This window comes from Aggregatibacter actinomycetemcomitans DSM 8324, assembly GCF_000372365.1.
Taxonomy (GTDB): Bacteria; Pseudomonadota; Gammaproteobacteria; order Enterobacterales; family Pasteurellaceae; genus Aggregatibacter; species Aggregatibacter actinomycetemcomitans.
In genome coordinates this window covers 16,564-29,058 of sequence record NZ_AQUU01000015.1, presented here as the reverse complement: position 1 = coordinate 29,058, position 12,495 = coordinate 16,564, and the positions used below count along the sequence as shown (strand labels likewise).

Genomic DNA, 12,495 nt, shown 5'->3' with positions numbered 1-12,495 from the left:
AATGAAACCGTGTTCCCGTCGTCAGCTCTTAAAAACAACATTATTTTCCACTGCACTTTTTGCGGTGCCTAAGCCTTTGTTGGCGGCGACCAATCCGCCGTTGTACGTTCCGCCGCTGCTTGAAACCCGTCGCGGCAAACCGATTTTCCTGAATATGCAAAACACCCAAACGTCCTTGTTGCCGGGGAAACGTACCGAAGTTTGGGGTTTCAACGGCGCTTATCTCGGGCCGACAATTAAAATCAAAAAAGGCGATTTTGCCAAATTGAACTGGAAAAACAATCTGCCGCAATTTGTCGCCATGAATATTCAGGGTTTACAGGCTTCCGGCGAATTAATGGGCGGTATCGCCAAAAATCTGCAAAAAGGCGAAACCTGGGCGCCAATCGTGCCGATTACCCAAGCACCCGCCACTTGCTGGTATCACGCCTGCACCCTTGCCAGTGCGGCGTATCAAACTTATCGCGGGCTTGTGGGGCTGTGGCTGATTGAAGATAAAAACAGTGCCAAACCGGGCTTGCCGCAAAAATACGGCGTGGATGACATTCCGTTAATTTTGCAGGATATGCAACTCAACGGCGAAGGCGCGCAATTGTTTCAGCAAAATCAAACCTCGCTCATCGGCGATCGTTTATTTGTCAACGGGCGAGAAGCCCCTTATTTAACCGCACCGCGTGGTTTGGTGCGCTTACGTTTACTGAACGCTTCCCTTTCCCGTGCCTACGACATTCGCTTTGACGACGAACGCGAATTTACCCTTATCGCTCAAGATCTCGGCTTCCTACCACAAGGCAAAAAAGTCAATGTTATCCATCTTGCGCCAAGCGAACGCGCAGAAATCCTGGTGGATTTAAACAACAGCGAAGCAGTCAGTTTAATTGCCGGTCATAAACGCGGCTTTTTCGATAAAATCGGCAATTTTTTCAGTTCGGACGGCGAACTGATTGACAACACCATTTTAGAACTACGCCCGGACGGTTTAGCCGGTGCCTTTGAACAAAAAGAAAAAAGCTGGCAATTTGACACCGATGCGCCTGCCACGCTCTCCGCACAAGTGCAACAAGAACGTCGTTTCCACATTGACACCACCAACGCCAGCATCAATCAGAACCGATTCGACCCGCGCCGTTTGGACATATACGCCAAATTAGACAGTGTTGAACGCTGGACGCTCACCGCCTCTTCCGCCGTAGGCTTTTCCGTGCGCGGGGCAAAATTTATCGTCGAATCTATTAATGATAAACCGTTAGAAGCGGCTGAAATCAGTTGGAAAGACAGCGTTTGGATCGATGGCAAAGTGACTATTTTGGTGAAATTTGAAAACACCTCGTCCAACAATTATCCCTTCACCTTCGGCGCGTCCGATCTTATGCTGGCGGATAAAGGCTGCATGGGGTTAATGATCGTGCAATAAAAACACAAAAAAACGCACCGCACTTTATGCTTCACTATAAAGTGCGGTGAATTTTACGGCGTTTTTCAGATTAGTTCGCACGCCGAACCAAGCGCGGATAGACGCTGGAAATCAATGTGGTGCTGACCACCGCCAAAATCCCCAGCCAAGAAAGCGGGCTGATATTTTCGCCCAGTAACAACACCGCCAAGATGATGGCAAACACCGGCTCCAATGAAACCAAAATGCCGGCAAGATTGGAATCCACGCTATTGATGCCTTTGTTCCAGAGATAATACGCCAGCCAGCTACAACCAATGCCGATATACAACAATCCTGCGATGCCTTGCCAATTCCAGTGAATTTGCCAGCTTTGCGTTAGCCATAACGTAAAAGGAAGACAAGTGATGGTACCGAGGACGATACTGCTGGTGGTATAAACCTGTGCGGTGAGCTGCACGATGATTTTTTGCGTCCAACGCAAGCAAGAGGCAAAAACCACGCCGGCAAACAACACCAGGCTACAGCCGAAAATACTGATATTGCCGGTTTCTTCGCCGCCGGAAATCAATAATGCCACACCTAAAAAAGCAATTAAGCCGAAAATCCAATGATGGGTTTTGGCTTTATCGCCAAAGAAAAAATGCCCGATCAGCACCACCAGAAACGGTTCCAGTCCTAACATGGTGGAAGCGCTGGACGCGGAAGTATGACTTAAGCCGATAAACTGCAATAAAAAAATCGCGGGATAATTTAAAAAACCCAGCCACCACACCTGCGGGCGAATCTCCTTCGGCACGCGTTTCCAAACCCGTACAAACATCGGCAGCACAATCGCTGTCGCAATAAACAAGCGCATTTGCACCATCAACACGGGATCGAGCATGGTGTAAGTGTATTTACCGGCGACAAAAGAACTGCTCCACAAACACAATGCGATGAGAATGTACTGCATGAGATTCCTTAAAAAGAAGGGAGGTGAGCGACTATTGTAGTGCGCTTTGATAACAGCGTAAACGAGGAAATGGGTTTATTTGTGCTAAAAGTGCGGTCGTTTTACAAAACATTTTTCAGATCAGGCAATGTTCGATCCGGATTAATATTTAACGATGTGACCATAGCCTTCCAAGATGGTTTTAATGTGTTCTAAGGATTCTTTTGTCGGTGGTTTTACGTCTTCCAATTCGTATTTCTCGCCCATTGCCGCCCATTTGTGCGCACCTAAACGGTGATATGGCAGTAGCTCTACTTTTTCTATATTGGTCATGCCTTCGATAAATTGCCCGAGCAAATGCACGTCGTGGTCGGAATCCGTATAACCCGGCACCACCACATAACGAATCCATACGGGCTGATTCCGCTTTTGCAGGTATTTGGCAAATTCAAGAGTGCGTTTATTCGGCACGCCGATGAGGTTTTGGTGCACTTTGTCGTTGAGTTCTTTCAAATCCAACAGCACCAAATCGGTGACATCAATCAGTTCATCAATAACATGATCATAGTGACGTACGAATCCGTTGGTATCCAGGCAGGTATGAATGCCTTCCGCTTTGCAGGCGCGGAACCAATCGCGAACGAATTCCGCCTGTAAAATGGCCTCGCCGCCCGATGCCGTCACTCCACCACCGCTGGCGTTCATAAAGTGGCGATAAGTGACCACTTCTTTCATCAACTCTTCCACGGTGATTTCTTTGCCGCCGTGCAAATCCCAAGTATCACGGTTATGGCAATACTTACAGCGCATTAAACAGCCTTGTAAAAACAGAATAAAACGAATTCCCGGCCCGTCAACGGTGCCGCAGGATTCATAAGAATGGATTCTTGCAACGACTGACATGTATTCCCCAATAGATCGTCATAAATAGCGAAAAAGTACGACGGTAATCATTTTACTTTCCCCAACATGTTTAAATGACAGAAAAAATCAGACCGCTTACCACGGGGTAAGCGGCTGAGATATTAAGGTATTTTTACTACCCAATCACATTGTTTGGGTAAATGTACGGGTGATAACGTCTTGTTGTTGCTCTTTAGTCAACGAGTTGAAACGTACGGCATAACCGGAAACGCGGATGGTTAATTGCGGATATTTTTCCGGATTTTCCATTGCGTCTAACAACATTTCACGGTTCATCACGTTAACGTTCAAGTGTTGACCGCCTTCAACAGTGGCTTCGTGGTGGAAGTAACCGTCCATTAAGCCGGCTAAGTTACGTTTTTGCGCTTCGTAATCTTTACCTAACGCATTCGGTACGATGGAAAAGGTATAAGAAATACCGTCTTTCGCGTAAGCGAATGGCAATTTAGCCACGGAAGTTAAAGATGCCACCGCACCTTTTTGGTCACGTCCGTGCATTGGGTTAGCACCCGGTCCGAATGGTGCGCCTGCGCGACGACCGTCCGGGGTATTACCGGTTTTCTTACCATATACCACGTTAGACGTGATAGTAAGCACGGATTGCGTTGGTGTTGCATTACGGTAAGTATGGTGAGTTTGAATTTTCTTCATGAAACGTTCAACCAAGTCGCACGCAATGTCATCCACACGCGGATCGTTGTTACCGAATTGCGGATATTCGCCTTCAATTTCGAAGTCGGTTGCCACATTAGATGCCACAACATTGCCGTCTTTGTCTTTAATATCGCCACGAATCGGTTTAACTTTCGCGTATTTAATGGCAGATAAAGAGTCAGCAGCAACGGAAAGTCCTGCGATACCGCATGCCATGGTACGGAATACGTCACGATCATGGAACGCCATTAACGCCGCTTCATAAGCATATTTATCGTGCATGAAGTGGATGATGTTCAAAGCGGTCACATATTGTGTTGCCAACCAATCCATGAAGCTGTCCATGCGGGTCATCACAGTGTCGAAATCAAGCACTTCGTCTTTAATCGCTTCGGTTTTCGGACCAACCTGCATACCGTTTTTCTCATCGATACCGCCGTTGATTGCGTATAACAAGGTTTTCGCCAAGTTCGCACGGGCACCGAAGAACTGCATTTGTTTACCCACCACCATCGGGGATACACAGCAGGCAATAGCATAGTCATCGCTGTTGAAGTCCGGACGCATTAAGTCATCGTTTTCATATTGTACGGAAGAAGTATCAATAGACACTTTGGCACAGAAACGTTTGAACGCATCAGGTAATTGTTCAGACCAAAGAATGGTTAAGTTCGGTTCCGGAGAAGGCCCCATGGTGTATAGGGTGTGTAAGATACGGAAGCTGTTTTTGGTCACGAGAGTACGACCATCTAAGCCCATACCGGCTAAAGTTTCAGTTGCCCACATTGGGTCGCCGGAGAACAATTGATCATATTCAGGCGTACGCAAGAAACGAACCATACGAAGCTTCATCACCAAGTGGTCGATTAATTCTTGTGCTTCTTGTTCGGTGATTTTACCGTTTTTCAAATCACGTTCGATATAAATATCTAAGAAAGTCGATACGCGACCAAATGACATTGCCGCACCGTTTTGGGATTTCACGGCGGCAAGATAAGCAAAGTAATTCCATTGAACGGCTTCCTGTGCGTTTGTTGCCGGGTTAGAAATGTCGTAACCGTAAGAGGCTGCCATTTCTTTTAATTTACCCAATGCGCGATGTTGTTCGGCAATTTCTTCACGTAATTGAATGGTGGCTTGAATGTCTTCACCACGTTCTAATTTAGGTTGTAAGGAAGCGAATTGTTTTTTCTTATCCGCCATCAAGAAATCGACACCATAAACCGCTAAACGACGATAGTCACCGATAATACGACCACGACCGTAAGCATCCGGCAAACCGGTTAACACGCCGGATTTACGGCAACGAAGAATGTCCGGTGTATAAACGTCGAAAACACCTTGGTTGTGGGTTTTACGATATTCGGTAAAGATATGTTCTACTTCAGGATCTAATTGACGACCATAAACTTCGCAAGATCCTTTCACCATTTTGATACCACCGAACGGCATAATTGCACGTTTTAACGGTGCATCGGTTTGTAAACCGACGATTTTTTCCAATTCTTTATTGATATAACCCGGTTTGTGAGAAGTGATTGTAGATGGATTATCCGTATCAAAATCTAACGGCTCATGCGTTTTATTTTCGATTTTAATCCCTTCCATCACTTTTTCCCACAACTCCGTGGTCGCAGGTGTTGCATCGGCTAAGAAAGATTCGTCGCCTTCATACGGAGTATAGTTTTTTTGGATAAAGTCACGCACGTTGACTTCTTTTTGCCAATCTCCACCGACAAAACCTTCCCAGGCTTTTTGTTGAGCTTCTGTTAATTGAGTCATAACATTCCTCTTTTAGATTATTGATAACAAATTATCTACGACCGGGAAAGAAAGAAAAACATACCCTCTTCTTTTCTTTCCATCCCACCATAAACCGATTAGTGCAGTCTATTAATTGACCATAAAGTCAATGCAATACAACAACCACCACCAACAATATTACCCAGCGTGACCGGAATTAAATTCTTCACCACAAAATGATAAAGATCCAAGTCCGCAAACTGCTGAGGATCCATATTAATTGCCTGCCAAAATTCAGGTGAGCTAAAGTGTGCGGTAATGATCCCCATCGGAATCATAAACATATTCGCCACACTGTGCTCAAACCCTGAGGCCACAAACAAAGCAATCGGTAAAATCATAATGAAGGCTTTATCTGTTAACGTTTTTCCCGCGTATGTCATCCAAATGGCAATACACACCATGATATTACATAAAATACCTAAGCAGAACGCTTCAATCCATGTATGGTGAATCTTATGTTGCGCCGTACTTAAAATGGTGAGCCCCCACTGCCCGTGAGCAGCCATTGTCTGACCGGAAAACCAAATGACTAAAACAATAAAAATTGCGCCGACGAAATTACCACAATAAACTACAACCCAATTTCGCAGCATTTGAAACGTACTGATACGACCACCGGCACGGGCAACTGTCGTCATTGTAGAAGAAGTAAATAACTCGGAGCCGCACACCACTACCATAATGACCCCTAACGAGAACACGATCCCGCCGACTAATTTCGTCAACCCCCAGGAACCGCCCACACTTCCCGTTTGCGTAGTGGTATAAAAAACAAACGCCAATGCAATAAACGCACCGGCAGGAATAGCTGAAAAAAACGATAAAATCTGTCTTTTTGAAGCTTTGTATACACCGACGTCCTCGCCGATTTGGCTCATTTCTGCCGGAGACACCATACAAGTCGTTTTGGAAGTTTCGGTATCCATTTCAACATCCCCCTTTTATAATTTTTTAACTCGTAAATACGCTAACTTACAACCGTACTACACTGCTTAAGCAGCAAAAGCTTAAAAAAAATTTTATTTTTTATAATTTTTGTTAATTATATTTTCTTTCCGGGGCAAAGTAAAAATATTTCTCGGTTTTCACGAGGGAACTTGTTCTTTGTCAATAATTAGATAGGCGTAACCCGTTCAAGTGAGTTCAAATAGGCGAAAAATCAAGGAGAAATTGCTATTTAGCCTGTTTTCTGCTAAAAAGTGCGGTCATAAAACGCAATGTTTTTTAAGGAGAAAACCATGACAGCCGAAACCATTTTCAGCAAAATTATCCGCAAAGAAATCCCCGCCAATATTGTATATCAAGATGAGCTTGTCACCGCCTTTCGCGATATTGCGCCACAAGCAAAAACCCACATTTTAATCATTCCGAATAAATTGATCCCGACCGTTAATGATGTGACCGAACAAGATGAAGTAACTCTTGGTCGCCTGTTCACCGTTGCCGCCAAACTTGCTGCCCAAGAAGGCATCGCACAAGACGGCTATCGTTTAATCGTCAATTGCAACAAACACGGCGGACAGGAAGTGTTCCACTTACATATGCACCTCGTCGGCGGCGAACCGTTGGGCAAAATGTTGGATAAATAAATGAAAAAACCAATTTCACTGTTTTTTTTGACCGCACTTTTAGCGGCCTGTAGCGCCAAAGCGCCGAATTTATTGAACACCCAAAACCCGATTCTAAACATTGAAGCCCCTGCGGCGGCAAGAGTGGAAGCCGGTGTAAACAGCGATAACGCCTGGGTGAAAAACAAAACCGGACGCATCGTAGATTTGGCTTACAGCCTGTATTGGTACGACAAAAACGGCGTTACCATCCTTGCGGAAGAACAGCCTACATGGCACGCATTGACGTTACAACCGATGCAAAAACAAACGCTGACTTTCGCCCGCCCGAGCGCCGACAGCGTCAATTATCGCTTATATCTTCGCCTGAAATAAGATGTCCACATTACTCATTGACTTAGCCGGTTACGAACTTCAACAGGAAGAAATCGAACTGCTGGAACACCCGCTGGTGGCGGGTTTAATTCTCTTCACCCGCAACTTTCACGATCGCGCGCAACTTCAAGCGCTTATCCGATCCGTACGACAAAAAGTGAAAAAACCGTTGCTGATTACCGTGGATCAGGAAGGCGGTCGGGTACAGCGTTTTCGTGAAGGCTTCACTCAAATTCCCGCCATGCAGGCGTTTTCCGCGCTGATTAAAGATCCGGCGCAACAACAGAAAATGGCGCAGGAAGCCGGCTGGCAAATGGCGGCAGAAATGACCGCACTTGATATTGATCTGAGCTTCGCGCCGGTGCTGGATCTCGGTCACCAATGCAAAGCCATCGGCGATCGCAGTTTCGGTGACGACGTCAAAAGTGCGGTGGATTTGGCAGCCAATTTTATTCGCGGCATGCACCAGGCAGGCATGGCGGCAACGGGCAAACACTTTCCCGGGCATGGGCACGTTATCGCCGATTCCCATTTGGAAACGCCTTATGACGAACGAAGCAAAGACGAGATTTTCCGGCAAGACATTCAACCGTTTCAACAACTCATTGAACAACACCTTCTGCAAGCCATCATGCCCGCTCATGTGATTTACTCGCAATGCGATAACCAACCGGCGAGCGGTTCCGCCTATTGGCTGCAAGATGTTTTACGCCATCAGCTGCATTTTAACGGTGCCATTTTCTCCGACGATCTCGGCATGAAAGGCGCCGGATTTATGGGCGATTTTGTAGCTCGCAGTGAACAGGCACTGAATGCGGGCTGCGATTTATTATTGCTTTGCAACGAACGGGACGGCGTGATTCAAGTGTTGGACCAGTTAAAACTCACGGAAAAACAACCGCACTTTTTGCTACGCCAACAGCGCTTACGACGCCTCTTCAAACGTAAAAGTTTCACTTGGTCAGAGCTGGAATCCGCGCCACGTTGGTTGGAAAATCGCGAAAAACTGACCGCACTTCAACAGCAATGGCTGGCAACCAAAGGTTAATATGATCCCTTGCGAACATTATCGACGGGGCGATTGTCGTTCCTGCCAATGGTTGGAAACGCCTTATGCCGCACAACTGGAACAGAAAACTGCGCACTTGCAACAGCAGTTGCAAGGTTTGAATACCTCCCGTTTAACGTGGTTTAAGCCGTTTCAATCACAGCCGACCGCTTTTCGCAACAAAGCCAAAATGGTGATCAGCGGCGCGGTGGAACGCCCGATTCTCGGTATTCTGCCGAATCCGCAAGCGCCACAAAGTGCGGTAGATTTGTGCGATTGCCCGCTTTACCCGCAACGCTTTCAGGCGATTTTCCCCATTCTCAAAGACTTCATCGCCCGCGCGGGACTCGTGCCCTACAACGTAGCAAAACAAAAAGGGGAACTGAAACATATTCTGCTGACGGAAAGCCAACACAGTCATCAACTGATGTTGCGTTTTGTGTTGCGCTCGGAAAGCAAACTGCCGCTGATCCGGCGGGAATTGCCGGCGTTGCGTCAAAAGCTGCCGCAACTTGCCGTCACATCAGCGTCAACATTCAGCCACAAAATGCCGCTATTTTAGAAGGGGAAAAAGAGATTTTCCTCACGGAACAACACACTTTACCGGAATCGTTTAACGGCATTCCGCTGTTCATCCGCCCGCAAGGTTTCTTCCAAACCAATCCGCTGGTTGCAGAAGGATTGTATGGCACGGCGCAACAATGGGTTCAAGATCTGCCGATTAACACCCTTTGGGATTTATTTTGCGGTGTGGGCGGCTTCGGATTACATTGTTTACAAGCGCTACAACAGCGACATACGCAGAAAACCCTTCGTCTCACCGGCATTGAAATCTCCGCCTCCGCCATTGCCGCCGCCACATTATCGGCACAACAGCTTGGGCTTGCCGAACAGTTGAGTTTTCAATCTCTGGATGCGGCAAATTTTGCCTTAACCCAGGCGGAAAAACCTGATTTGATTATCGTCAACCCGCCCCGCCGTGGCGTTGGCAAGACACTCGCCGAATTCCTCAATGCAATGCAACCGCACTTTATCCTCTATTCCAGCTGCAACGCCGAAACCATGGGCAAGGACTTGCAATCCCTCACTCATTACCAGTCGGAAAAAATCCAACTGTTCGATATGTTCCCGCATACTGCCCATTATGAGGTGTTGGTGTTGTTAAAATTGCATAAATAAGGGCTTAATTCATATTAAAGAAGGTGGAAAATCAGAAAAAGTGCGGTCAAAAAAACAAATGAATTTCCGACCGCACTTTAGCGTGAGAAGGGAGGAGAATTAATCCAAACGTTTGGACATATTCAACCAATCGGCTTTGAATTCACGGCGCATATTGTTGATCGCATCGATGATGTCATGGTGAACCAATTGTTCGTTTTGGATACCCACGCAGTAGCCGCCTTTGCCTTGTAACAGCAAATCAACGGCATAAACCCCCATGCGCGAACCTAAAATACGGTCGAAAGCACAAGGTGTGCCGCCACGTTGAATATGACCCAAAATAGTGGCGCGGGTTTCGTGTTTCACGCGGGCTTCAATTTCGCGCGCTAACTCGTTTACGTCGCAAATAAGCTCGGTAATAGCGATAATCGCGTGGCGTTTGCCTTTGATAATGCTTCTTTCGATTTGGCGAATTAACTCTTCACGATTAAATTCGATTTCTGACGCCACGATGTATTCGCAACCGCCGGCAATCCCTGCGGAGATAGTGAGATCGCTACAATGGCGCCCCATGATTTCGACGATAGAGATGCGTTGATGGGAACTTGAGGTGTCGCGTAAGCGATCGATGGCCTCAACGGCAGTTTCAAGGGCGGTTTGGTAGCCGATGGTATAGTCGGTGCCGGCAACGTCGTTATCGATAGTGCCCGGGATACCGACGCAAGGGAAACCATGTTCTTCCGTTAATAATTTTGCGCCCATGTAGGAACCGTCACCGCCGATAACTACCAAAGCACTAATGCCGTGAGAGCGTAAAATCTCCGCACATTTTGCCCGCACGTCAGGATTTTTAAATTCAGGGAAACGGGCAGACCCTAAGAATGTACCGCCGCGATTAATAATATCGGACACACTATAACGGGTTAATTGTTTGATTTTATTGTTATATAAACCATGATACCCGTCGTAAATACCATACACTTCCAACCCTTCGGCTAATGCTGAACGGACCACACCGCGAATTGCGGCGTTCATACCCGGGGCATCGCCACCACTTGTTAATACTGCAATTTTTTTAATCATAAGTCATACCCTACATAAGTTTTAATTTTTAAGAAAATCGTCTTTGATCAAAATGCGCAAATTATATCACTTTTTTATCTACTTGCATTTCCCGTTGCACCACAATTGTGGGTTCAGGGTGAATCACAATGTCGCTGCGCGGAAATAATCTCTGTAATTGACGTTCCAAGTGTTCGGTGATGTCATGGGCGTCAATAAATGACAGCTCATCCGCCAACTCCAAATGAAACTGAATAAAACGAATGGCGCCGGAACGTCGGGTGCGTAACGCGTGAAAGCCAAGAATGCGCCGATCCTCCGCGATTTCGGTGGTAAGCAATGCGTTGATTTGCTCAATTTCCTGTGACGGCAGCATTTGATCCAACAATAACTGCACCGAATCAAACAGCATTTTGGCGGCATTCAACAAAATATACAGGGCGGTTAAAATAGCAAAAACCGCGTCCGCCAATAACACCCCGTAAGCGCTTAAGCCAAGGGAAATCAAAATCGCCACATTCATCAGCAGGTCGGTTTGATAATGCAACCGATCCGCTTTAATCGCCGGGCTGTCCGTTTGTTTAATCACGCGGGTTTGGTATAACACCAAAAGTGCCGTTGCCAAAATAGAAAACAGCGTCACCACAATGCCGAGCGACGTGTTAGTCAGCGCCTGCGGTGAATTAAAACGATGAATGCCCTGCAATAACAGGAAAATCGCCGAACCGGAAATAAACGCGCTTTGCACCAGCGACGCCAACGATTCCGCCTTGCCGTGACCGAAAGAATGATTATGATCCGCCGGCATTAACGCAAAGCGCAAAATCAACATGCTCATAAAGGACGCCAGCAAGTCCAGCATGGAATCCGTTATGGAGGCAAGCATACTGACCGAGCCCGTTTGCCACCAGGCAATGCCTTTTGCTAAGATTAAAATCAGCGCAGTAATAATGGCAAAATGCGCGGCTTTTTTCACCTGCGCGGAATAAGCGACAGCGGGCATTATCTTCTACATCCCAACGCCCAATCCGCCTGCGTTAGCTTTTTCATTTCTTTATCTACGAAGAATTTCTTCAAGTGGCTGATGATTTTTTTATTGCTCATATTGCGTAATTTATGGGTGCGCGGAATTTTCATGGAATATTGATATTGCACGAACCCGCAAGGCGCTACATTCTTGCCTTTCGCCACATTCACCTGCCAGTCTTTACTTTGTGCCGACGGCTCATAAATCACATAAGAATACAGCGCGTCATCTTTTACATCCAGCTTGAAATACTTCACTCCGGTGTTGGTGTAAATCTTTTTGCGCCACTCTGCACGCTCTTCCAGCGTGCGATGTTGCTCACCACGATCGAGCAGAATTTCCACCGCACTTTGCCATTTCGACGCTTGTTCGCCCGGCAGCACATAAAAATAACGGGTAACGGAATCCAAATCCTGCCGGCTTGCCAAATCATAGGTTTTCTGATTATGTTGCAGGCTTTGCGGCACCTGTAGCTGCGGTTTTGAGGCACAGGCTGCCAGAAAAAGTGCGGTCAAAAATCCAAGTGTTTTTTTTATCTTCATG

Annotated in this window: 11 protein-coding genes and 1 pseudogene; 5 read left to right on the top strand and 7 right to left on the bottom strand. The window is 46.6% G+C overall.

Translation table 11 applies throughout. The annotated features are described in order from the left end of the window. Position 1: 1 nt before the first annotated feature. The gene (locus tag A3CS_RS0108975; protein WP_005566458.1) at positions 2 to 1,414 is read left to right on the top strand and encodes a multicopper oxidase domain-containing protein; all 1,413 of its coding nucleotides are present in this window, start codon (positions 2 to 4) and stop codon (positions 1,412 to 1,414) included. A 70-nt stretch (positions 1,415 to 1,484) separates the two neighbouring features. Here the strand turns inward: A3CS_RS0108975 and A3CS_RS0108970 are convergent, their stop codons facing one another. The 4 genes from A3CS_RS0108970 to focA form a co-directional block, all read right to left on the bottom strand. Beyond that, positions 1,485 to 2,348, bottom strand: coding sequence for a DMT family transporter (locus tag A3CS_RS0108970; RefSeq protein WP_005547195.1), 864 nt, complete (start codon positions 2,346 to 2,348; stop codon positions 1,485 to 1,487). A gap of 141 nt (positions 2,349 to 2,489) precedes the next feature. Next, complete coding sequence (gene pflA / locus A3CS_RS0108965; RefSeq protein WP_005547197.1) at positions 2,490 to 3,230, bottom strand: pyruvate formate lyase 1-activating protein; 741 nt, start codon at positions 3,228 to 3,230, stop codon at positions 2,490 to 2,492. Positions 3,231 to 3,374: 144 nt separating this feature from the next. Next, a complete protein-coding gene (pflB, locus tag A3CS_RS0108960) occupies positions 3,375 to 5,687 on the bottom strand; it encodes a formate C-acetyltransferase (protein ID WP_019518418.1) in 2,313 nt (770 codons plus the stop codon). 98 nt (positions 5,688 to 5,785) lie between these two features. Further along, positions 5,786 to 6,637, bottom strand: coding sequence for a formate transporter FocA (focA, locus tag A3CS_RS0108955; protein ID WP_005547204.1), 852 nt, complete (start codon positions 6,635 to 6,637; stop codon positions 5,786 to 5,788). Positions 6,638 to 6,949: 312 nt separating this feature from the next. On the opposite strand from focA, the gene hinT reads away from it, so the two are divergent. The 4 genes and pseudogenes from hinT (at position 6,950) to rlmC (ending at position 9,881) form a co-directional block, all read left to right on the top strand. Then, the gene (hinT, locus tag A3CS_RS0108950) at positions 6,950 to 7,300 is read left to right on the top strand and encodes a purine nucleoside phosphoramidase (protein ID WP_005547206.1); all 351 of its coding nucleotides are present in this window, start codon (positions 6,950 to 6,952) and stop codon (positions 7,298 to 7,300) included. After that, entirely contained in the window at positions 7,301 to 7,654 is a 354-nt protein-coding gene (locus A3CS_RS0108945) for a YcfL family protein (RefSeq protein WP_005547208.1), read from the top strand. A gap of 1 nt (position 7,655) precedes the next feature. Then, positions 7,656 to 8,702, top strand: a complete 1,047-nt coding sequence (nagZ, locus tag A3CS_RS0108940) for a beta-N-acetylhexosaminidase (RefSeq protein ID WP_005547209.1) — start codon at positions 7,656 to 7,658, stop codon at positions 8,700 to 8,702. A 1-nt stretch (position 8,703) separates the two neighbouring features. Next, positions 8,704 to 9,881, top strand: a pseudogene (gene rlmC, locus A3CS_RS01000000111085) (23S rRNA (uracil(747)-C(5))-methyltransferase RlmC). A gap of 99 nt (positions 9,882 to 9,980) precedes the next feature. Here the strand turns inward: rlmC and pfkA are convergent. The 3 genes from pfkA to A3CS_RS0108920 form a co-directional block, all read right to left on the bottom strand. Next, on the bottom strand, positions 9,981 to 10,946 hold the full coding sequence (pfkA, locus tag A3CS_RS0108930; protein WP_005547215.1) for a 6-phosphofructokinase: 966 nt from the start codon (positions 10,944 to 10,946) through the stop codon (positions 9,981 to 9,983). Between the two features lie 61 nt (positions 10,947 to 11,007). Continuing rightward, positions 11,008 to 11,928 carry a cation diffusion facilitator family transporter gene (locus A3CS_RS0108925; RefSeq protein ID WP_005547217.1) on the bottom strand — a complete coding sequence of 307 codons (921 nt, stop codon included), beginning with the start codon at positions 11,926 to 11,928 and terminating at the stop codon, positions 11,008 to 11,010. Next, on the bottom strand, positions 11,928 to 12,494 hold the full coding sequence (locus tag A3CS_RS0108920) for a hypothetical protein (protein WP_005547219.1): 567 nt from the start codon (positions 12,492 to 12,494) through the stop codon (positions 11,928 to 11,930). The genes A3CS_RS0108925 and A3CS_RS0108920 overlap by 1 nt, the downstream gene beginning before the upstream one ends. Position 12,495: the final 1 nt, after the last annotated feature.

What these genes read in the sequence shown, in the direction of transcription:
- A3CS_RS0108975 (WP_005566458.1), top strand. Translation starts at nt 2, where the DNA reads ATGAAACCGTGTTCCCGTCGTCAGCTCTTAAAAACAACATTATTTTCC.
- A3CS_RS0108970 (WP_005547195.1), bottom strand. Translation starts at nt 2,348, where the DNA reads ATGCAGTACATTCTCATCGCATTGTGTTTGTGGAGCAGTTCTTTTGTC.
- pflA (WP_005547197.1), bottom strand. Translation starts at nt 3,230, where the DNA reads ATGTCAGTCGTTGCAAGAATCCATTCTTATGAATCCTGCGGCACCGTT.
- pflB (WP_019518418.1), bottom strand. Translation starts at nt 5,687, where the DNA reads ATGACTCAATTAACAGAAGCTCAACAAAAAGCCTGGGAAGGTTTTGTC.
- focA (WP_005547204.1), bottom strand. Translation starts at nt 6,637, where the DNA reads ATGGATACCGAAACTTCCAAAACGACTTGTATGGTGTCTCCGGCAGAA.
- hinT (WP_005547206.1), top strand. Translation starts at nt 6,950, where the DNA reads ATGACAGCCGAAACCATTTTCAGCAAAATTATCCGCAAAGAAATCCCC.
- A3CS_RS0108945 (WP_005547208.1), top strand. Translation starts at nt 7,301, where the DNA reads ATGAAAAAACCAATTTCACTGTTTTTTTTGACCGCACTTTTAGCGGCC.
- nagZ (WP_005547209.1), top strand. Translation starts at nt 7,656, where the DNA reads ATGTCCACATTACTCATTGACTTAGCCGGTTACGAACTTCAACAGGAA.
- pfkA (WP_005547215.1), bottom strand. Translation starts at nt 10,946, where the DNA reads ATGATTAAAAAAATTGCAGTATTAACAAGTGGTGGCGATGCCCCGGGT.
- A3CS_RS0108925 (WP_005547217.1), bottom strand. Translation starts at nt 11,928, where the DNA reads ATGCCCGCTGTCGCTTATTCCGCGCAGGTGAAAAAAGCCGCGCATTTT.
- A3CS_RS0108920 (WP_005547219.1), bottom strand. Translation starts at nt 12,494, where the DNA reads ATGAAGATAAAAAAAACACTTGGATTTTTGACCGCACTTTTTCTGGCA.